The organism is Companilactobacillus muriivasis (assembly GCF_036246245.1).
Classification (GTDB): Bacteria; Bacillota; Bacilli; order Lactobacillales; family Lactobacillaceae; genus Companilactobacillus; species Companilactobacillus muriivasis.
Map to the genome: position 1 here is coordinate 303,872 of NZ_BTTQ01000003.1, position 22,690 is coordinate 326,561.

General features: G+C 36.9%; 19 protein-coding genes. 5 read left to right on the top strand and 14 right to left on the bottom strand.

All coding sequences use genetic code 11. From position 1 onward, the window contains the following. The first annotated feature begins 530 nt into the window (after nt 1–530). Entirely contained in the window at nt 531–1,079 is a 549-nt protein-coding gene (locus AAA923_RS05700) for a hypothetical protein (RefSeq protein WP_338215356.1), read from the top strand. Nucleotides 1,080–1,088: 9 nt separating this feature from the next. On the opposite strand, the gene AAA923_RS05705 is transcribed toward AAA923_RS05700, so the two are convergent. The 3 genes from AAA923_RS05705 to AAA923_RS05715 all read right to left on the bottom strand — a co-directional run bounded on the left by AAA923_RS05705 (nt 1,089) and on the right by AAA923_RS05715 (nt 3,292). Further along, nucleotides 1,089–1,406 carry a MazG nucleotide pyrophosphohydrolase domain-containing protein gene (locus tag AAA923_RS05705; RefSeq protein ID WP_338215357.1) on the bottom strand — a complete coding sequence of 106 codons (318 nt, stop codon included), beginning with the start codon at nt 1,404–1,406 and terminating at the stop codon, nt 1,089–1,091. 24 nt (nt 1,407–1,430) lie between these two features. Next, nucleotides 1,431–2,246 (bottom strand): hypothetical protein, encoded by an 816-nt coding sequence (locus AAA923_RS05710; protein ID WP_338215359.1) that lies wholly within the window; start codon nt 2,244–2,246, stop codon nt 1,431–1,433. A gap of 197 nt (nt 2,247–2,443) precedes the next feature. Continuing rightward, nucleotides 2,444–3,292: an alpha/beta fold hydrolase gene (locus AAA923_RS05715; RefSeq protein WP_338215361.1), complete on the bottom strand. Its 849-nt coding sequence runs from the start codon at nt 3,290–3,292 to the stop codon at nt 2,444–2,446. A gap of 179 nt (nt 3,293–3,471) precedes the next feature. Here AAA923_RS05715 and nagB point away from each other — a divergent pair, with 179 nt between their 5' ends. After that, entirely contained in the window at nt 3,472–4,176 is a 705-nt protein-coding gene (gene nagB, locus AAA923_RS05720) for a glucosamine-6-phosphate deaminase (protein WP_338215363.1), read from the top strand. Nucleotides 4,177–4,411: 235 nt separating this feature from the next. Here the strand turns inward: nagB and AAA923_RS05725 are convergent, their stop codons facing one another. Then, the gene (locus AAA923_RS05725; RefSeq protein WP_338215364.1) at nt 4,412–5,749 is read right to left on the bottom strand and encodes a Na+/H+ antiporter NhaC family protein; all 1,338 of its coding nucleotides are present in this window, start codon (nt 5,747–5,749) and stop codon (nt 4,412–4,414) included. 160 nt (nt 5,750–5,909) lie between these two features. Between AAA923_RS05725 and AAA923_RS05730 the strand changes: the two genes are divergently transcribed. After that, a complete protein-coding gene (locus tag AAA923_RS05730; RefSeq protein ID WP_338215366.1) occupies nt 5,910–6,740 on the top strand; it encodes a hypothetical protein in 831 nt (276 codons plus the stop codon). A gap of 159 nt (nt 6,741–6,899) precedes the next feature. On the opposite strand, the gene AAA923_RS05735 is transcribed toward AAA923_RS05730, so the two are convergent. The 10 genes from AAA923_RS05735 to rpmH form a co-directional block, all read right to left on the bottom strand. After that, on the bottom strand, nt 6,900–8,102 hold the full coding sequence (locus AAA923_RS05735) for a chloride channel protein (protein ID WP_338215368.1): 1,203 nt from the start codon (nt 8,100–8,102) through the stop codon (nt 6,900–6,902). A gap of 337 nt (nt 8,103–8,439) precedes the next feature. After that, the gene (locus AAA923_RS05740) at nt 8,440–8,982 is read right to left on the bottom strand and encodes a DUF4411 family protein (protein ID WP_338215370.1); all 543 of its coding nucleotides are present in this window, start codon (nt 8,980–8,982) and stop codon (nt 8,440–8,442) included. Between the two features lie 4 nt (nt 8,983–8,986). After that, nucleotides 8,987–10,171, bottom strand: coding sequence for an ImmA/IrrE family metallo-endopeptidase (locus AAA923_RS05745; protein WP_338215372.1), 1,185 nt, complete (start codon nt 10,169–10,171; stop codon nt 8,987–8,989). Between the two features lie 232 nt (nt 10,172–10,403). Next, complete coding sequence (locus tag AAA923_RS05750; protein WP_338215374.1) at nt 10,404–11,312, bottom strand: Gfo/Idh/MocA family protein; 909 nt, start codon at nt 11,310–11,312, stop codon at nt 10,404–10,406. Between the two features lie 14 nt (nt 11,313–11,326). After that, complete coding sequence (locus AAA923_RS05755) at nt 11,327–13,861, bottom strand: excinuclease ABC subunit UvrA (protein ID WP_338215375.1); 2,535 nt, start codon at nt 13,859–13,861, stop codon at nt 11,327–11,329. Nucleotides 13,862–14,214: 353 nt separating this feature from the next. Further along, entirely contained in the window at nt 14,215–16,110 is a 1,896-nt protein-coding gene (mnmG, locus tag AAA923_RS05760) for a tRNA uridine-5-carboxymethylaminomethyl(34) synthesis enzyme MnmG (protein ID WP_338215376.1), read from the bottom strand. A 316-nt stretch (nt 16,111–16,426) separates the two neighbouring features. Next, entirely contained in the window at nt 16,427–17,815 is a 1,389-nt protein-coding gene (gene mnmE, locus AAA923_RS05765) for a tRNA uridine-5-carboxymethylaminomethyl(34) synthesis GTPase MnmE (RefSeq protein WP_338215378.1), read from the bottom strand. A 146-nt stretch (nt 17,816–17,961) separates the two neighbouring features. Continuing rightward, entirely contained in the window at nt 17,962–18,804 is an 843-nt protein-coding gene (gene yidC, locus AAA923_RS05770) for a membrane protein insertase YidC (protein ID WP_338215380.1), read from the bottom strand. A gap of 33 nt (nt 18,805–18,837) precedes the next feature. Then, on the bottom strand, nt 18,838–19,179 hold the full coding sequence (rnpA, locus tag AAA923_RS05775) for a ribonuclease P protein component (protein WP_041498945.1): 342 nt from the start codon (nt 19,177–19,179) through the stop codon (nt 18,838–18,840). Nucleotides 19,180–19,246: 67 nt separating this feature from the next. After that, nucleotides 19,247–19,387, bottom strand: coding sequence for a 50S ribosomal protein L34 (gene rpmH / locus AAA923_RS05780; protein WP_025085419.1), 141 nt, complete (start codon nt 19,385–19,387; stop codon nt 19,247–19,249). Between the two features lie 502 nt (nt 19,388–19,889). On the opposite strand from rpmH, the gene dnaA reads away from it, so the two are divergent. Continuing rightward, a complete protein-coding gene (gene dnaA / locus AAA923_RS05785) occupies nt 19,890–21,266 on the top strand; it encodes a chromosomal replication initiator protein DnaA (protein ID WP_338215388.1) in 1,377 nt (458 codons plus the stop codon). Nucleotides 21,267–21,424: 158 nt separating this feature from the next. Further along, nucleotides 21,425–22,561 (top strand): DNA polymerase III subunit beta, encoded by a 1,137-nt coding sequence (dnaN, locus tag AAA923_RS05790; RefSeq protein ID WP_041498941.1) that lies wholly within the window; start codon nt 21,425–21,427, stop codon nt 22,559–22,561. Nucleotides 22,562–22,690: the final 129 nt, after the last annotated feature.

Genomic DNA, 22,690 nt, shown 5'->3' on the forward strand with positions numbered 1-22,690 from the left:
TTGCAAACCCGGCAAGTCTCCAACACGCCCGGTGGTGTAATGGCTAAAGCCATAGTTGAGCTATTTCATATTAAACTTTCATTCTTAAATCTTTAGTACACTGAAATTATTCACGAAAACGTTGGTTATAGTCAATGTATCTGCATATTAATTTTTTTATTTTAAGGAAAATATTTTCTTTTTTAGATAGTCTATTTAAAATATTTATCTAATCAGAATATCCATAGGAAATAAATTAGTTGGAAGTGATGAGAATATTTACCAGCTGTGGGTGTGGCGTTACGGCTTTAGCCGTTACACCACCGGGCGTGTTTGGAGACTTACCGGTCTTTGGTAAGGCTTCAAACCGAGGTTCGAGACCGCTCTGTGGCTCGGGCCGGTCCGCATAGCAGGTAAATATTCTCATCACTGGAAACGGCCACCAATAGACAATTTGAACATTAATATTTTAATCGTCCTATTAAAACAATAGTAAAAATCAGATTATGTTATAATCTCCCTAATAATTGACTAGTTAGGGGCTTGAATTCATGCATAAAAAACAACGAAAATCATTCGATCAAAAACATCTGATTTTTGCCATCATTGGCGTTGTTATCTTTGCTATTCTATTATCCGTTTTGACTCTCAAATCGCCTGCTAAAACTGATACTAACAAGTCTTCTAGTAATGCTCCGAACAACGAATACAAGGTTATCAGAAAAAATCTCGATAAGAAATTCAACCAAAATGGCCGTGTCGTTACTGTCAAAGAGGAACACAATATCAACGACAATACTAGCAAACATGCCCACACGGTTATCATTGTTAAGCTGACCGATACTCAGACCCAAAAGTATCTCAAAACGACTTATGAAGCCGTCCAAAATGGTCAAGCTACAGACGATCAGAAACAGTATATCTACTCCATTCAAAAAATCATTTCCGATGAAGCTAAAAAATTAGATAACAACTATGATGTAATCCAATTCGTCTACAAAGATGGTAAGAAGTACATCCCTGTAGCCAGTTCACAAAAAAACAAATTCATTATTCAACCGGTTAAAATTACTCAACCCAAACAAAAAGCAGCCGCTTAGGCTGCTTTTTTATTTTTGAAATCTCTTTGTTAACTTATTCTGACTACGTTGTAACAGTGTTTCAGGATCAATGTCATATTTACTACTAATCATCAAAACTTGATCCAAAACATCGGCTAATTCTTCTTCAAGATTATCTTCCAACTCAGCTGGAGTTTTCTTTGATTCGCCTGGATGGTCACGACCGATTTCAATTGCTCGAACTGCACGGGATAATTCTCCAACTTCTTCAGTCATAAAATTCAAATGAATAAATGTTGGATATTGGTACCAACCGCGAGTTTTGTAAAAATCAGTCAACCATGCTTGGTGTTCTTTTAAATTCAAAATAATCTCTCCTCAAAATTAGTCTTACATAAACGGATCATGCGAACCATAATAATAACCTTCATCAAAACCAGCATCGTAATCTGGTCTGTAACTAGGATCACTAGGGCCGGGATGATTCTTATTGTGTCTATAAATCAACAGTAACACGATTAAAATAGCTATCCCGCCGACAACAATTTCGATATTAGTGATAACCTCTTTAACATCGGCCATGCTGGTGGATTTCAGCATTTTCTTATGCTCGGAAACAGTCACCAATTTAGGTTCAATTCGCTGTGCCAAATCAAATAATGCCGCCACTTTTGTATCAGTATCATCAGACTTTAATTTCGAACCAAGTCCTTGTTGCAACCGCCAGAACATCAAATCAGTCACATATAAACTGGATTGCAAACTGGGATTGAAGTAAACTCGATTATCCTTCAAATTCATAATCAAGTAATTATTGTCTGCCATCAACGAGCTGCCATCTTCATAGTCCATGACCAGATCGTAAAAATGATCATGTCCATAGAGAGCTTCCCCAGTCTTATCAACGATTGCTGAATTTATATCGTGCCGTTCAGGATACGTACCAGTAGCTTTGACAAAACTATTCACATCAGTCGAATTGTCGAAAATCAAAATATACAATCGTTGCGGACTGACGCCGGAATAAATTTGGTTATTGATTGATGCCAATTTTCCATACTGAGCATTTGAAATATACTCTCGATCTTCGTAGACATATTCGCCAGTATTAGGGCCACCCATCCCTTCAGCATGAACGACTTGCGTGGTAAAACTAATACCTAAAAATGCGACAATCAAAACAAGCAATCCTCTTAGCTGTCTCATGACTTTTCCCCCAGATTTACTATCTGATTGGATTCTATCACTATAAATTCCTGAAAAACAAACGTAACTAAGATAAATCTATCATTATCTTCATTTTTCCGCTTAAAACAAATAAACCAAGCAATCTAAAATCAGATTACTTGGTTTATTTGCCTTAATGATCGAAAGTTGAACATATTTTGTCCCACTCTCAAATATTATTCAGCTGATTCTTCTTTTTTAACAGTTGATTCGTCAAAATCGATAATCATTTTAGCAACTTCTTCAGGTTTTTCCATCATAGCTAAATGACCAGCACCCTTGATATCTTCAATCTTCAAGTCAGGGACACGGCCGATTGTAGCCTTGGCATCCTTAACACCATTAACAGTCAAAACTTGGTCGCCCTCGCCAAAGAGTGCCAAAGTTGGGATATTGAATGAACGAAGACGTTTGTTCAAAGCCTTTTCACTCAAATAATCAACTGACATCTTTTGCAACTTCTTAGCAACTTTGTGGTCAACTTTATTGGCAGCTTCGTCAACAATTTTAGGATTCTTCAAACTATTACGGTCAAAGTTCTTGTCAAAATACATCCCTGATTTGACTGGTGACTTAGCTAATTTACCTAGCAATGGAATACCTGCGACAGATGAATGTGCATCCATATCAGCGTATTTATCAGTAGCTGGTGTATTTAATAGGATTAGTTTGTTAATCGTAAAGCCACGCATTTCTGCCATATTTACAGCAACCAAACCACCAACACCGTATCCAAAGACAACTAGCTTTCTAGTTATCTTTAAACGCGCCATTGCTTCCAATAAGTTCCAAGCTTCTGAATCGATCGTGTAGTGATCGTTCTTAGAATTTGATGATTTGCCTTGACCAAGAAGATCAAGTGCAACGATTGTTTGATATTTACTCTTTAAATAGGGAATCATGTCATTGAAATACTCAATTGAACCATTAATCCCGGGAACAAGGACGATGATGCTGTCGCTATCAACGGGACCGATTAGATTTGTATTTACACTACCCTCAGATGTAGATAATATTTTTTCCAAATTATTCTGCCTCTTTAGTTTTTTGCTCATACTAAAAATATACCTAACTTATGAAGATTTTGCATGGTTTCTAACGTTTTTTAAAATATTTTTATTTAATGAACGTATTTCATTGACAATTTTCCGAAAATGAATTAGATTGGACTAGACCAGAAAGATAGAGATGGGAGATTTAAACAATGAAGATAATTAAAGTTAAAGATACACAAATGGGTGGTAAGGAAGCCTTCAATATCGTTAAAAACGACATCGAAAATGGTGCTAAAGTTCTTGGTTTAGCTACTGGTAGTAGCCCAATCACACTTTACAACGAAATGACAAGTAGCGACCTTGATTTTTCAAACATGACATCTGTTAACTTGGATGAATATGTTGGATTAAAACCAACTAATGAACAAAGTTACCACTACTTCATGAACGACCACCTATTCAACAAGAAACCTTTCAAGAATTCATATGTTCCTGATGGTTCAAATCCTGACGCTGAAGCTGCTACATCTGCTTACGACAAGATTATTGAAGACAACCCTATCGACCTTCAAATTCTTGGTATCGGTAGAAATGGTCACATTGGTTTTAACGAACCGGGTTCACCTTTCGATGGCAAGACAAGAAAAGTTGGTTTGACAGAATCAACTATCGAAGCTAACACACGTTTCTTCGAAGATGAAAAAGACGTTCCACGTTTCGCTTATTCAATGGGTATTGGCTCAATCATGAAAGCTAAGAAGATCATCCTTCTAGCTTATGGTGAAAACAAAGCTGATGCTATTGCTGCTACCGTTGACGGCCCTGTTACAGAAGACTGCCCAGCAAGTGCATTGCAAAATCACCCCGATGTAACTCTTATCATCGATGACGCTGCAGCATCAAAACTTAAATAATTTAAATATTAATAATAATGCCCCACAGATAATTATTTATCTGCGGGGCTTTTTTGTGATTTATGGGGCCGTTACATAACTATTTTTGTCTTAAATATGCAGCATAAACATGCAACAAAACATGGTCAGCTTTTTCCGCTTAAAACAAAGAAGACTAGCAATCAAAAATCGGATTACTAGTCTTCTTTGCCTTAATGCTCGAAAGCTGACCATGTTTTGTCACACTCTCGATTTTTTATATTTCTTCAAAATGATCATAACCAGTCTCAGGAGTTACCTTAACCTTAGGAAAATCCAAAAAGACGAATAATAAACTCATGATTAACATCAAGTAGCAGTACCAAACCCACGGTACAATCGCAATCGGAGAGATTTTAGCCATCCCACCGGCAACTAAAAGTTGACCAGCGTAAGGAATCAATCCTTGAACATGAGTCGCAAACATCGATAACAGTGTTGAAACTCGAGCACGAGAAAGTTTAAACTTTCGACCGATTTCGGTTGCTAAGGGTCCAACGGTGATAATGGCAATCGTGTTATTAGTCGTCGCAACACACAATAATGTAACCAACGCACCGATAGAAAATTCAGCACCATGCTTTGACTTAGTCTGCTTTCCAAGCGTATCCATCAACCACTGAATCCCGCCCAGATACTTCATTATTTCGACCAATCCACCGACAATAATGGAAATAATTGCGATATCTTCCATACTAGCCATACCGGATTGAACATATTTCATGGAACCTATCAGACTGAAATCCCCATGCATAACGCCAATAACAATACCAGATGCAACACCAATCAACATAACCGGCATAACGTTTAAGCCCACCAATGAAAGAACGATTACCAAAATATACGGAATCAAATCGACAAAATTCCAGTTATAAGATCCGCTCAAAACAACTGTCTTAACCGGATAAATTGCTAATAAAATAACATTAATAATAATTGCCGGGATGTAAGTAATAATATTTAACCTGAATTTTTCCCGTTGCTCTACGCCTTGAGTCTGAACCGAAGCAATGGCTGTCGCTGAAATAAAGGACAAATTGTCACCAAACATGGCACTTCCGACAACGATTCCGGCCATCAAAGCTGGATTAACACCGGTTTTGACCGCTACATCAACTGCTACTGGCATCAAGGCAGTGATAGTTCCCATTGAAGTTCCCATCGCAAAACTCAAGATACAACCAATGACAAAAATTCCGGGCAAAATCATGTTGGCAGGCAAGATACTAAGGCCCAAATTGGTCACTGACGAAACGGCATGCATCTTTGAAGCAACACCTTGAAACGCCCCAGCCAGAATAAAAATCACGACCATCATGATCAGCGTCGGTTCCCCACCACCCTTACAAAATGTCATAACTTTGTCTGAGAAAGATAACTTTTTTGTACCAGCGGGTGGTGCAATAGCAAATGAAACAACTGATGCCAATATCATCCCGACCAATAGTGGCATACTATCGAATTTTCCCGACACAATACCAGTTAGAGCATATAAAATCAAAAATATAATTAATGGCAGTAAACCTTTAACGCTGCCTTTTTTAGCTTCTTTCATTGTGAATCTCCAATATTAATTTCTTTAAAACGCACCTTTAAAATATTAATCTAACCGCCGTAATTAGACAAGTAGTTCAATAACAGACGTTATAATGCCATAATATGACATTTCATTTTGATAAGCTTATTCCTGTAATGAAGATATAGGGGAGACAAATATGAAGAAAACATTTATTTTACTAACTGGACTTTTGTTATTATTAGGGGCTAGTGGCTGTAGTAATACTGCCAAAACAACACAACCAACACCAGTTAAAACGTCACGCAAACAAGCAAAACCAACATATTATCAAAACTTAACGAAGGCCGATCAAAAGAAAGTTAAATTCAACTTCAAAGCCGACCAGAACGATTACGGTTATTTTATTTCTGCTAAAATTACTAATAAAACTACCAAAACAATCAAATTTAATCGTTCTAAATTTGCTTTACAATTTATGGATAACGAAGTACCAGCTGTCTTAACTGGTACATTGATTTTGAAACCTAATCAAACTAAAAAATTACCCGGTCTATTTCAAAAACAGAATATTAACGAACTAGCTCAAACTAATTGTTTTGTAACTTATAACCATAAATTTAAGTTGGCATCTACCCGTTCAACTTTAACAAATGATGATTTAAATAATCTAAGCCAAACAACTAATACTAGTTCAAACCAAACTAACAACACTGATAAACAAAACGAATCAGATAATGCAAGCGATTCACAAACTGCACCTGCTAACAATACCTCAACCAATACAACCGAAGTAACTGAAGCTCAGGCTCGTCAAAAACTAGCTGATTCTGGCTACGGTGACACTTCAGATTTAACTGCTGAACGAGAGGACGGTTATTGGGATCTCTATAATGGCCTCGGTTCTTGGATTGTTTATGATAACGGTTATATTTCTTATCCTGGTAATCGTGCTTTGGAGCAATACCAAAAAGACCATCCCGATGAAAATACAGATACTGATGATTCTGACTCTGACGATGCTGAATAATATCCATAAATACGATAGTGTGACAAAACATTGTCAACTTTCGAGCATTAAAACAAATATGGACTGTAATCCGATTTTGGATTACAGTCCATATTTGTTTTAAGCGGAAAAGGTTATGTTTTGTTGCACATTTATGCTGCATATTTAAGTCAAAAATAGCTATATCACAGCCCCGTTTTTGAACCCAATTTTGTTTTTCAAATACATTAATATCGCTACTAGAATAATTATTGGTGTCAATTTCAAAGGGAAAAATAACATAATGAAAATTCCAGCAACAACTGGAGATATCAGCTCACTCATTATCGTTGTGGCGATAATTGCGACAACGAATAATCGATCAAAGTTTGGTAACATTTGAGCAACAGCGAATCCTTCAATCATTGCCGCAAATGTAATTGGAAAAATATGTCCCCCACGCCAATTGAAATTCAAACACCAAGCTAGGAAAAGCAATTTTATTATTCCCATACTGATTAAAAATCCAATTGATTTGTGTGCCCAACCATTTATTAACAGATTCAAGCTGTGTTGACCTGAGAATAATAAATCTGGTGCCAGATAGGATATCAGGATAATGACAATTGCCCCTAGGCCAACCTTTAGAGCTAATGGTAAATTCATTTTGTTTATCCACATGTGGAAAACTTTGTAGAATAATTTACATAATTCTCCAAAAATTATCCCCACAATCATTAAAATCGGTAGTAGCCAGATATCCACAAGCTGCCAATTTGACTGACCTAATTTGATAATGAACGAAGGCTGATCAGTTTGGCGAATCAATAACGCAAATGCCAAAATTCCATTCACAATAAAAACTGGATATAAAACTCGTTTTTGTTTAATCACTGAGGGTATTTTAGGCGCGGTAGCGCCGACGTATTTTTGCTGAAATTTGAATGGGTTCAATAATCTTTTCAACGTTTCATGTAACGGCAATTTCTTTAATTCATCATATTGAAAATACAAATAGCGTAATTTATCAGCTTGCCAGATTGATAGCGAAATAATTGCGCTCAATAATGCGGCTTCAGGTCCGACGCCCGCACCAAAACTCAAGATTACTAACGTTATCAGCAAGTTGAAAAAGACATCGTGATAATCAATTGTTTTATTAAGTTTCAACTCCCGCATTGAATCCTGGGATGTTTTTGGCAAGTCAGGCCAACGTTTTAACAAGAAATAGAGTATAAAACTTCCGCCAATTACCAGCATTGATTCAAGCAGTCGATTATTGCTCGACCAAACTAGTTCTGAGGTAAATCCTTCTAAAATCAGAAAAATTGCTGCAATCACACCAATGATTGCACTCAATAAAAATCCGTAACCTACAAGTGCTACTCGTTTAATTTTTCTCACCCTTTCTTGAATAAATAAAAAAACAGCCGCATCCCCTAAGAGATACGACTGAATGCTTATTCTTAGAATAAGACTTAGTACACTTTCGTGTATACGGACTCGAAGTCCAATAAATGACATAGCATTTATACCTTCAATATAACGCTTTTTTTATTATTTTAACAGACCTAATTTTGGGCAAAAAAAGAGGAGAAATCTACACATCTGTAGAAATCTCCAGTGGTAAGGTGCGACAGGTTTTCCAAACGTTTGCACGCCAACCGTCTACCCTTACCTCGGTTTGGCACCGTTATGTAGTATTGCACGAATGTTGGTTGTAAGTCAATCATTAAATATTCTATATTGAAAGTTGAAGTTCATCCTCAACTTGGAAAAGTGAGACACAGCTTACTCCCATATAATCTGCAACATTCGGAATTTTAGGTTCTTTCTTCATTGGATTTCTTCTGTCTAGGTGTCCGGCTGGTTGTTCAAAAGTAATGATTTTTAAATTATAGGTGGATGCTATTGCAATAAGCTTAGGATCAGCTTTCCAGTCTTGGCTCCAATTATCGATTGCTGGGCGTTGATAAAATCCACAATCCTGCAAATGGTTCATTATTTTTCCGTACTCTACAAAGTATGCAGGATCATTCTCGTATCCTTTAAAAACAACTGGATTAACATACTCTGCAATCCATGTAGCTAGCTTATCTTTAGAATTTTTCAACTCATTATACACAACATTTGGAACGACTATTTCACTATCGTTTTCAGTTAAACATTTCTTCATCCATACCCAATAACTTGGAAAATGATCCATAGAATAATAACTTTTAAAGGGCTCAATAAATGAGTTGCTATCAATTACATACTTGGCGTTTGTACTTGGTTCGCTCACTATCTCATCCCTTTTCCTTAATTGTATTTAATAATTTATCAAAAGCAGCACTATTTTTTACACCTAATAATTCAAATGCATTGTTAAATCCTAAATTACCACTATTAACACTACGTTCAACTTCCATAGCGAATGCAAAATCAATTTGAGCTGCCTTAGTTGTGTAATAATTACCACCGCTACCTGTTGCCTTTTGATGTTCCTTGATACGTTGATATTCGTGATTCAGTTCAACCTTCAATCGTTCAACATCATCTTGACTAATAAGCTTAAGCCGACATGCTCGTATCCCTGCAGATAATGGGCTAGCATCGAAATGTTTTGCAACATATTTAATCCGATCAGTCCCAGTAACCGCCTGGTTTTTCCATTCATCTAAAAATAGATTTTTCGGAAAAATAATATTTTCACTTATATGATTAATATCTTGCTCACTTCGAGGATTTAGAACTTGGTAACTATTGTTGAAATCATCGTTATATAATTCGGATGTTCCGTACCAAATATGCGTTAACTCGTGAACTAAGGAAAAGAGCATAGCGTTATAACTATCATTTGAATTGATAAAAATTAACGGTGCATACTTGTCATCCATAGCAAAGGCACGAAATTCTGATTGAGACAGTGTTCGATGTGTATTGTTGTTAACAATTCCACTATACATAACAACAACACCAACTTGATCAAGTCTATTTCGTAATAAATTAAAACCTGTACGACTCTTAAGACCAGTATTCCATCCCAATTTCAAATTTAGACTATTCATTATATCTGCTGCAATTTGTTCTTCGTTTTTATGACTTAGATTATCAATTAATTTATACCCATGGGAAAAAATACTAGTCGGATAATCATTTTGTTTACGATAATCACTGACCCAACTTTGTTTTATTTCCATGTTATGAATTGTATCAATCAAATTTCTAGAAGGCTTATCTATATCCACATTATTAACCGTTCTAAATTTAAGTAACGGCAGATCTTCCTCAGGTACATTGTCTAGGAAAAAATATCCAAAGGGAATTTGAGCTTTTCTACTTAACTCTTTGAGTTGATTTACAGTCGGCTTATCACCGTTATTTAACCACTTATTAATTTTCTCAATCCAAGAGTCATTCAGAACTGTACCAGTATTATTTTGAACCCATTGAAGAATTTCTGGTTTAACATCAATTCTTGTAGTTACCACGTTCTCACCTCCTTTAATCGTCATCTTCTTTGATATATTAGCATGATTTTATTTTCCTTGTATTGAAATTAGACCTATTTATCAGCATCATTTAAAACATTTTGATAATTTTATGACATAAAAAGACTGAACCCCCTTGAGGTTACAGTCTTTTTATTTTAATTGTTCCACATGGAACATATTGTACAAAAACATCTGTTCGTCACTATATATTGTGATACGGTCCAATCGGCTATTTATGTAAAGAATTTACCAAATCATTACATAACTTATGGCTCAAAATAGCAGATTCTGGACTGACAGGGTTCTCAGTTCCATTTGAGACTGCTGCTAGAAAGGCTTTGATAATCGGATCAAAACCACGAGTTACCAAAGTATTTTCCCAATCAGGACGTGATTCTTGAGTAATTTTTCCAGTTTGATAAGTCTGTAACAGATTCAAATTATTTACGACTTGACGGGTCTGCGAACCTTGAACCGTTGATAATTCGAGATTACTGCCACCGACCATATTCGTTATGACTTGGACTTGGCTCTTATCGCCTTGCAGAGTGATGTAACCTTGTTCCAAATTACCATCACTAGTAACTAGAAAATTATTTACATGTTTAATCTTTTCATCCATCAAGTAAACTGCAGTATCGACTGAGTGGATCATCAAATCATATACAGCAAACTTAGTTTCTTGGACAGCTTTTTCACGAATTTTCTCTGAGACAATAGTTTGTTTATCAGATATTTGTTTCAATTCTTGATTAAATGGTGCGAAGCGACGATTGAAACCGCAGGTTAACATGAGACCTTTGTCTGCTGCTAATTTATATAAGGCTTCAACTTCGGCCAAGTCTTCAGAAACTGGCTTGTCGACGTAAACATTGATACCTGAATTCAATAGTCGCTTGATAATTTCAAAATGAGTTGCGGTTGGTGTATGAACGAAGACTGCCAAAGGTTTTTCGGCAATCAATTCATCCAAAGTTTGATGGAAATGCTTGAATCCATATTTCTGTTCGAGTATTTCCCCTTTAGCTTCGTTTCTAGTTGTTAAATGCCATTCATACTTATCTTGTAACGTTGCCATAACGGGTAAATATGCTTTTTGTGCAATATTTCCTAGACCAATCACACCAATTTTTTCCATAGTATCACCTCAAATTAATATTCGTTGAACAATTGTAAATGTTCTTTAAGATACTTACCGGTCAAACTGGCAGGATTATCTGCAACCGTTTTCGGAGTACCTGTTGCAACTATTTTACCACCATTAATACCACCTTCAGGACCTAAATCGTTGATATAATCCGCATTGGCTATAATATCCAAGTCGTGTTCGATAACAATGATTGTTGCATGCTTTTTCAGTAGTTTATTGAAAACATCCAGCAATACGCCGACGTCCTTTGGATGTAATCCAACACTTGGTTCATCGAAGATAAATAATTGATTCTTCTGACTACGCTTCATGTAAGTGACTAACTTCATTCTTTGAGCCTCACCACCGGATAAAGTTGGCGTACTCTCACCCAATTTGAGATAACTCAAACCGATATTTACCAAAACATCGAGTGTATTTTCAATTTGTGGGACATCTTTGAAAAACTCATAGGCTTCTTTAACAGACATATTCAAAATTTCAGCAATATTCTTACCATGCCACTCAATATCCAAAATATCCTTCTTATAGCGATCACCGTGACATACAGGACACGTTTGAACCATATCTGGTAAATACTGAATATCCAGTGTAATCACGCCTGTACCCCCACAATTTGGACAAGCTCCTTGCTTATTATTATATGAGAAATATGTTGGTGTAAATTTCTTAGCCAAAGCATCCGGTGTATCAGCAAATAGTTTCCGTAAATGATCGAGAATCTTCGTATACGTTCCAACAGTTGAACGAACATTCTTACCTATCGGAACTGAATCAACTTTAACGATATTTTTAATATCAGCCGTATCGACAGCTTTAACAAATTTAGGCAATGGTTCTCCAGCAATTTTATCGTCCATCGCTGGCAATAAACTGTCGAAAATCAAGGTTGTCTTTCCTGATCCGGACATCCCTGAAACGACATTCAACGATTCTTTACTGAATTTAGCCGTCATATCATGAATATTATAACGGTCACCAACATCGATACTGATAGTACCTTTTTCAAAAGGTTTCACCGGCTTATGCTTGATAATATCGGCTTTACCAGTCAAATACGGTTGAATAACAGAATCATTTTCGGCTTCAATTTGATCGACCGTTCCCTGACTGATAATTCGACCGCCATCGGCACCAGAATCAGGCCCAATTTCAATCACATAGTCAGCTGCCGCAATGATACTTGTATCATGGTCAACTACTACTAATGAATTACCGAGACGTACCAATTCACGCAAAATCTTAATCAAACCGTCAACATTGGCCGCATGTAATCCGACACTTGGTTCATCCAAAACGTACAAAACACCGGTCATTTGGTTACGAATTGTTCGTGCTAATTGGATTCGTTGCAATTCACCAGTCGACAACGTATTGCCTGCCCGTGAAATCGATAAATAATTCAATCCTAGGTCAATAATTGGTGATAATAAGTCCAATAATTCATTGGTTAAATTTCTACCTAAGGCTTGCATATCTTTTGGCAACCAGGCCATGATATCTTTACAAAAATCTTGTAACTGGGAAATCGTAAAGTTGGAAACTTCGGCGATATTCTTGCCCACTAATTGGTTGCTGAATAACTTTGGATTAAAACGACTGCCCTGACAGTCTGGACAAACTTTGACAGAATAAAATCTCTCCAAACGTTTCACAGCATTCTCATTTTTAGCATTTTTCAGACTATTTTTAACGGCTGTAACGGCGTTCTCATACAAAGCATTTAATTTAAATGTCCGACCAGTCTTAGTTGGAACGATAACTTCTCGTTTCAATTCCTTACCGTTGACGATAATGTCCTTTTCATGGTCATTTAAGTCTTTAAATGGCACGTCAGTTCTAATACCTAGTTCTTTGACGATATCCTTTTGTAACGAACGGCCAGGTAAGTTCCAAGACCTGATTGCTCCATCATCAATCGACAACGTTTCATCAGGAATAATCTTTGATAATTCGATATCTTTCAGGAATCCAGTACCCTGACATGTTGGGCAAGCTCCATCGGAATTAAAGGCAAAATCTTCGGCTCCAAAAGCCATAAATTTAACACCACAAGTTGGACAAGTCATCATCCCCATTGCCTCATCGGATGCCGGTAAATCCATCGCTTCAGAAATTTTCAACGTTGGATCTAGTCGATGTCCATTGGGACAAACTACTGAAGATAAACGTGAAAACATTAATCTTAAAATATTCAAACTTTCGGTCATCGTCCCAACGGTTGAACGAACACTTGGAACGGTTGGTCTTTGACGCAAAGCAATAGTTGAAGGTAAATTCTTAATATCCTTTACATCAGAACGACCTACTTGAGTGATTCTTCTTCTCGTGTAAGTCGACAGCGCATTGAGGTACTTTCTGGCCCCTTCAGCGTATATCGTATCCATTGCCAAAGAAGATTTCCCCGACCCCGATACACCCGTAATGGCTACAAATGAATTAAGTGGTATTTCGACATTGATGTTCTTGAGATTATTAGCTTTGGCTCCGGTAACCTCAATGTTATCCGGAATGTAATTCTTATGTCTTATCGTCATAATTTCCCCCTTCAATCAATGTGTCGATTATAACATTGTGGGGTGGTGTTGCCTTGGATTAGGACTTTGAATGTGTAACGGCGTTATACGTATATTTTGATGACCGTTATAACGATGAATAAACTTTTATAGTTTTGTTTATCGCTTGATATATTAAATATAAAAAGAAAGTCCATAAACCGCTTATGATGTGGATTATGGACTTTTTTAATTTATATATGCAGTGGCTCTAAAACGAGTTCTGCAGGCCAATTTCTTCCGCTTTGCCTAACTTCCCAAATCATCCGCAAAATACGCGGATAATTCGTGAAGTCATGCAAATGCTCGGGAGCTGACTGCCCTTTCTCCACTCTCTATTTTTTCGCAATCTTTCCTTGTTCAATATAAACGCTCAAAATTCCAATATCAGCTGGGTTTACTCCACTAATACGGCTTGCTTGGGCAATTGTTTGAGGATTGATCTTGCTGAGTTTTTGAACGGCTTCGGTAGCCAAACTATCAACTTTAGTATAGTCGATGCGGTCAGGAATCTTCTTTGATTCCATCTTCTTCAAGCGTTCGATACGCATCTGTTCCTTCTTGATATAACCATCGTACTTAGTTGCGATTTCAACTTGTTCAGCAACTCGGTTATCAACTGGAAAATCAGCTTCACCGACAATGTCAATGATATCTGAATAGTGTACTTCTGGTCTTCTCAAGAAGTGATCAGCCAAAATTCCATCTTTCAATGGCTTCAAATCATGTGCCTTCAAGAATGGTAGTGCTTGTTTTGGTGTAATCATCTTGTGTGAAAGACGGTCAAGTTCTTTCTTAATCGTGTCACGTTTGATATTGAAGGCGTCATAACGCTTGTCATTGATCAAACCTAACTTGTAACCATAGTCTGTTAAACGAAGGTCAGCGTTATCGTGACGTAAAATCAAACGATATTCGGCACGACTTGTTAGTAGACGGTATGGTTCGTTAGTTCCCTTTGTTACCAAGTCATCGATCAAAACACCGATATATGCTTCATCACGACGCAAAATAAATGGATCTTTGCCTTGGGCACGTAACGCTGCATTGATACCAGCCATAATACCTTGGCCAGCTGCTTCTTCATATCCTGATGTTCCGTTCATTTGACCGGCAGTAAAGAGGTTCTTAACGACCTTAGTTTCAAGGTTTAACTTCAATTGCCATGGTTCGATAACGTCATATTCAATGGCGTAACCAGGACGCATCAACTTAGCATTTTCTAGTCCAGCAACGGAGTGAACCATCTTCAATTGGATCTCTTCTGGCATTGATGTTGAGAAGTCTCCAACGTAATACTCTTGTGTATCTCTACCTTCTGGTTCAAGGAAGATTTGGTGTCTTGGCTTGTCAGCGAAACGGACGATTTTATCTTCGATTGAAGGACAATATCTTGGACCAACACCCTTGATAACACCGGAGAACATTGGTGCTCGATTAAGGTTTTCACGAATAATTTTATGCGTATCAGCGTTTGTATAAGTCATCCAGCAAGAAATTTGATTTTGAAGATAACTAGAATCTGGTGTCTCGAATGAGAAATGATTTGGTTCCTTGTCGCCAGGTTGTTCAATTGTTTCGTCAAAATTGATTGTATTCTTGTTAACACGTGGAGGTGTACCAGTCTTGAAACGAGTCAACTTGAAACCATTCTCTTCAAGATTTTCAGAAAGCTTGATTGAAGGAATACTGTTATTTGGACCAGATGAATACATCAATTCACCGATGATGATCTTACCTCTTGATGAAGTACCAGCAGTCAAAACAACTGACTTAGCGTGATATCTTGCACCAGTCGCTGTAACGATACCTTTGCAGACGCCATCTTCAACGATAAGCTTTTCAGCCATTCCTTGACGAAGAGTCAAATTAGGTTCGTTTTCCAAAACATCTTTCATAACACGGTGATACATGTTCTTATCAGCTTGGGCACGTAACGCACGAACGGCGGGACCTTTACCAGTATTGAGCATACGCATTTGAATATATGTCTTATCAATATTGCGTCCCATTTCGCCACCTAAAGCGTCGATTTCACGGACAACAATACCTTTAGCAGGTCCACCAACAGAAGGATTACATGGCATGAAAGCTACCATATCCAAGTTGATTGTTACGAGCAATGTTTTTTCACCCATTCGGGCAGCAGCCAAAGCAGCTTCAGAACCTGCATGGCCAGCACCTACGACAATAACGTCATAAGTTTCTGAGTCAAATTCCTTAATTTCCATTTCTTCACCTTTACCTATTTTATGCATGATACTAGTTGATAATCTATTATAAATATTTCATTATTCCGGATAATTTGAATACTTTTATATTCAATTATTAACGATTAATTAGTCGGAAGAGATGGGAAATATTTGTGTGCTGTGAAAGTAGTAAAAGGACGGCTCGTCCTTTTACTACCGGGCGTGTTTGGAGACTTGATGAACTGTATCAAGGCTTCAAACCGAGGTTCGAGACCGTATTTTGGCTCGGGCCGGTCCGCACAGCTAGTGAATATTTCCCAGCTCTGGAGACGGAATATTTAACTAGTACACTACGTTATTTTCCTAAACAGAATTGCGAGAACAATTGTGTAATCAATTCGTCCGCATAACTTTCACCAGTAATTTCACCGAGAGTGTCCCAGCAAGCCGTCATATCGATTTGTACAAGGTCGATAGGCATTCCTGCTTCAATTCCTGAAATAACGTCGTTGAGGCTATTTTTAGCCTTACGGAGCAATCCAGCTTGACGAGCACTCGTAATAATCACGTTACTGCTATTATCTTCAATTCCGGAGTTAAAAATCTTACTGATTGTATCTTTAATAGTTTCAATACCATCATTCTTGATAGCTGAAGTTTGCAAAATAATATCGTCGGCCTTTAATTGCACAACTGAATTAGGCGTTATAACGGGCATCAAATCATTCTTGTTAAAAATAACGATTCTTCGCTTATCAGCCGTTGCATCCAATAACTCAATATCGTCCTCTTCTAGTTCACGACTTGAATCCAAAACGAGGATTACTAAGTCAGCACCGTTCAAGGCTTTTTTAGAACGTTCAACACCAATTTTCTCGACTTTATCATCAGTATCACGAATACCAGCGGTATCGATCAATTTCAAAGGTACACCGTCAATATTGATGTACTGTTCAACAACATCACGAGTCGTTCCGGCAACATCAGTTACGATAGCTTTCTCTTCATCCAAAAGACGATTCAATAAACTTGATTTACCAACGTTAGGTTTCCCAACAATCGCTGTAGCTAAACCATGTTGCAGGATTTCCCCACTGTCAGCTGTCTTCAATAGACTGTCGATTTTACCACTGACTAGACGAGCTTTCTCTAGTAATAATTTAGTTGTCATTTGATCAGTATCGTATTCTGGATAATCGATATTTACTTCAACTTGAGCCAAGGAATCGAGGATTTCTTGACGTAAATTGCTGATTAAATGATGCAAATTACCATCCAATTGATTGACGGCCACTTGCATAGCTTTATCAGTTTTAGCACGAATCAAATCCATGACTGATTCGGCTTGTGTTAAATCAATTCGACCATTTAAAAAGGCACGTTTTGTAAACTCACCCGGTTCGGCCATTCGAGCACCGTAACCCAACAATAATTGGAGAACTTTATTCGTTGCAACTATACCCCCATGGGTATTTATTTCAACAACGTCCTCGCGGGTAAAAGTCTTTGGTGCCAACATTACTGAGACCATGACCTCATCGACTAAAGAACCGTCAGCTGGATCAATGATGTGTCCGTAATTTATGGTGTGACTGGCAACTTTGGTCAAATCACGACCTTTAAAAATTTTCATAGCAACTTCAACAGCTTGATCACCGGACAGACGCACGATGGAAATCGCACCTTCCCCAGGAGGAGTTGAAATAGCTGCTATCGTGTCATATTCAGTTACTGAACTAGGCATAATAAGCTCCCTTTCTCGATTTTTGAGCATAAAAAAAGTGCATAATCCGCCACTTAGTGACGGAAAAGCACCTTGACTACTTTTCTATATATAAAATATATGAACAATTTCTAAAACATCTTAACGACATTTATTGCGATTGTCAATTATTTACGATTTTTATAGACACGTTTCTTAGCTTTTCTAAGACGACGTTCTTTTTCTCTCTCAGCCTCTTCAGCCTCGCGTTGTTCACGACGATACTTGAATGGGTTTTGGAAAGCCAATGTCTGAAGAACTTGGAACGCATTAGTGATAACCCAGTAAATTGTAATAGCTGATGGGAATGTTAATGCTGGTACGAAGATAAAGATTGGCATGACCCAAGTCATGATCTTTGTCGTCGCATTTTGTGTTGGTTGTGAGTAGCTTGAAATGTATGTACTTAAGAAAGTAAATACAGCTGCCAAGATAGCCATGATGTAATATGGATCGGCTTTACCAAGTTGCATCCATAAAAATGTACCATCACGCAATTGTGTGGTCTTATAAATGGCTTGATAGAGAGCGAACATAACTGGCAACTGAACAACCAATGGTAAACATCCTGCTACCGGGTTCACTCCTGCTTCACTATATAGCTTCTGTGTCTCTTCACGCAGCTTCTGTTGTGTATCCGTGTCTTTAGCTGAATATTTCTTCTGAAGGGCCTGCATTTGCGGCTGAATCTTCATTTGCTTATTCATACTTCTGATTTGGAACCAGTTAAGTGGCAACAGAATAACTCTAATAATGATTGTGAAGATAATGATTGCCCAACCATAACTATTGTGAACCAATGAAGCTAACCAAAGGATGAATTGCGAGAAACTATATAAAATATAGTGATCCCAGAATCCTGTACTGTGGCTAGTAATTGGTTCATTTAGGTTTGAACATCCAGCTAAAACCAAGACAACACTAAGTAATAGAGCAACACCTATGTATTTCTTTAAGCTTTTCTTATTCACTTTTGCACCTATAGTTAATTAATATTTTGTACCCTAATTTAATACTTTACCTAATTTCAATAAATGTACAATATTTTTCTTGGATTCAAACATATCTAAATCTACCGCCGGTTTTCTTGCAATGATCAAGAAATCCAATTCTTGAGGAATTTCAGGCTTCAATTCCAAAAGTGATTGGCGGATGTATCTTTTAATACGATTACGTCCGACTGCAGTATGTGAAACTTTCTTTCCGACAGAAATTCCGACACGAAAATGCTTTTGCTTCTCTTTAGGCATCGTGTACAAAACAAAATTACGGTTTGCTACGGATTTTCCTTTGGAATAGACATATTGAAACTCATTTTCTTTTTTTATTCGATAACTTTTTCTCATATGTCACCAGTCTACTCTCGTTCTGTAATAAAAAAAGACCACCAAATTGTTTAGTGATCCTTCAAAACTAAGCTGATAATACTTTGCGACCCTTTTTACGGCGTCTTGCTAAAACTTTGCGACCATTACTTGTGCTCATTCTTTTCATGAAACCATGGACGCGTTCACGGTGACGCTTCTTTGGTTGATAAGTTCTCTTTGTAGTCATCAATAAACCTCCTGACTCTTCGTTATATTTAAAATATTCACTTCTTCAGACAATTGCTTAACTATAATATCATGTTATGCCAACTTTTTAAATAACTAATTTCCTATAAAAGCAAGTTTTTTCTAGAAAGTTTTTCGCATTTTTAATTGTGGATAATTTGTGGAGTGATTTTACAACTATTTTTTTCCACAGGAGTATGAACAAACTTTTCCAACGGATTATTTTACTGTGTTTTAGTTTTCCACAGGTATTGTTGATTTCTTGTTTTTTGCATGTAACAGCTGATAATAGGGCTTTTTAACTTGTGTTAATTGTGGATAACTATGTGGACAGTTTTTATCAACAACCTTTTTCCACAAGCCTGTGTATTTAGAAAATACCTGTTGTTATTTACTCCAAATTTAAACGTGTGTTCTGTGGAAAACTCTTTGATAGAATGATAAACTATACTCTGTCATTTTAGGGAAAAATTTATCCACAACCACAGATTGGGGGGAAATAATTGCAAAATATAAATAACTCAACTGATCCAAAACTAACCGAATTTTGGGACTATTTTACAAATAAACTTAGATCTCAATTAACTTCTGTCAGTTATTCAACTTGGGTTGAAAGTGCCAATCCTTTATATATCGACGGCAATAATATTTATATTTCGGTCCCAACAAAACTACATAAAGATTATTGGGAAAGAAATTATACCGAAAAAATTGCTATCTATTCATATGAACTAAATGGAACTGAATTGAATCCGATCATCGAAAATGATGAAGAAAACAACAAAAAAGAGGAGCAAACAATCGCTCCTCAAGTTGAACAGACAACTGAAACTGCTCAACCAAAGCATATTTTCCATAATTCTCATTTGAATCCAAAATATACTTTTTCTACATTTATCGTTGGTAGCGGAAATCAGATGGCACATGCCGCAGCACTCGCTGCAGCTGAAGATCCCGGCGGGGTCTACAATCCACTCTTTATTTATGGTGGTGTTGGTTTAGGTAAGACTCACTTGATGCAAGCAATCGGGCATCAAATGATCAAACTTGATCCATTAGCTAAAGTTAAATATGTTACGAGTGAAACCTTTGCCAACGACTTCATCAACTCAATCCAGATGCGGACTCAAGACGATTTCAGACAAGAGTATCGAAACGTCGATCTACTATTAATAGATGACATTCAATTCTTCGCTGAAAAAGAGGGTACTCAAGAAGAATTCTTCCATACCTTTAATGAGCTCTACGAAAATGGTAAGCAGATCGTAATGACATCGGATCGTTTACCTAACGAAATCCCTAAATTACAACAACGATTAGTTTCCAGATTTACACAAGGTTTGTCAGCTGACATCACCGCACCTGATCTCGAAACTAGAATTGCTATCTTACGCAATAAAGCTAAAGCAGAACACCTTGAAATTCCTGATGACACGCTTTCTTATATTGCTGCTCAAATTGATACCAATGTTCGTGAACTTGAGGGTGCTTTGATTCGAGTTCAAGCTTATTCAACGACCAAAAATACTGATATTACTAAGTCAGTCGCCGCTGATGCACTAAAAATTTACAAACTATCTAACGACAAAAATGGAATTTCCATCGCGAAAATCCAAAATAAAGTTGCTAAATATTATCATGTCACTATCCAAGACTTAAAAGGGAAGAAACGTGTCAAAACTATTGTTGTACCTCGACAAATCGCCATGTATCTCTCTCGTGAGTTGACCGACAGATCACTTCCACAAATTGGAATGGAATTCGGCGGAAAAGATCATACGACAGTCATGCATTCGTGTGATAAAATATCCGAATTACTTATTAAAGATGACGATTTGAAACGGTCCGTTAATGAACTGAAGGATGACCTTAGAAATTAACATGTTTATAACTTTTAGTTTTTCCCACAGTTATCCACAGCTGTTAATAACATAAAAATTTCAACTGTCGCTTATCTTTCTAATAGTTTTCCACAGTTTTAACAGTCCCTACTACTACTTCTATCTTTATATTAATTAATTAAAAAAGGGAGTTACCTATGAAATTTTCTATCGATAGATCAAAATTCATTAATCAAACAAGTAACGTTCAAAGAGCAATTTCGACAAAGACAACTATTCCTATTTTGACAGGAATGAAATTAGATCTTTCGGAATCAGGTTTAACAATTACTGGTAGCAATTCAGACATTTCTATCACATCATTTATTTCTAAAGAAGATGCTGATAATGATTTGAAAATTGAGAGTACTGGTTCAATTGTTCTTCCTGCTAGATTCTTTAACGAAATTATTAAGAAACTTCCTGGCGACAATTTTGAATTAGAAGTTTTGAGCAATAACCAAACTTTAATTAAGTCTGGTGTTTCAGAATTTACAATCAACGGTTTGGATGCTGTAAATTATCCACACCTTCCAGATGTTGAAGCTGACAATCAACTTGTCTTTCCAACCGATGTTTTCAAAGAAGTTGTTAACCAAACTGTTATCGCTGTTTCAACTCAAGAAAGTCGTCCCGTTCTAACAGGTGTCAACTTCTTGATCACAAGTGAAGGCCTAACTGCTGTTGCAACTGATAGTCATCGTCTTTCACAACGTCGTATCAACATTACTAGTGATGAAGATTACAACTTGATCATTCCTGGTAAGAGTTTGACTGAATTAGTTAGAACTATCAGCGACTCAGTTAAAGAAATCTCAATGTCAATTTCAGAAAACCAAGTATTATTCAGTTTTGACAACATCATGTTCTACTCAAGATTGCTTGACGGTCGTTATCCAGAAACTGACCGCTTGATTCCTGATGAATCAAATACTCGTTTGACTTTCGACTCATCAAATCTACTTGCTTCAGTTGAACGTGCATCATTGCTTTCTCATGAAAGTCGCAACAATGTTATCAAGCTTGAAATCAAAGCTGTGGATAAAAAAGCCACTCTTTACGGAAACTCACCAGAAGTTGGTACCGTTGAAGAAGTTCTTGATTGTGAAAATCTTGAAGGAGACGACTTAGAAATTTCCTTCAACCCTGATTACTTGAAAGATGCTTTGAGATCGTTCGGAAGTAACACAACAATTGAAATGAGTTTCACATCACCATTACATCCATTTACTTTAAGACCAGTAGAGGATCGTGATAATTTCGTGCAACTTATCACTCCAGTACGAACATTTTAATGTGAAAATGCAAAAATAGACTGAACTTTCGGTTCAGCCTATTTTTTTTGCCAATATCAGCCAAAACGCCGTAATTTAGCGTAGAAACTTTTTTGAGGCAATTTTAGTGGGTGGATACTCATTATTTGA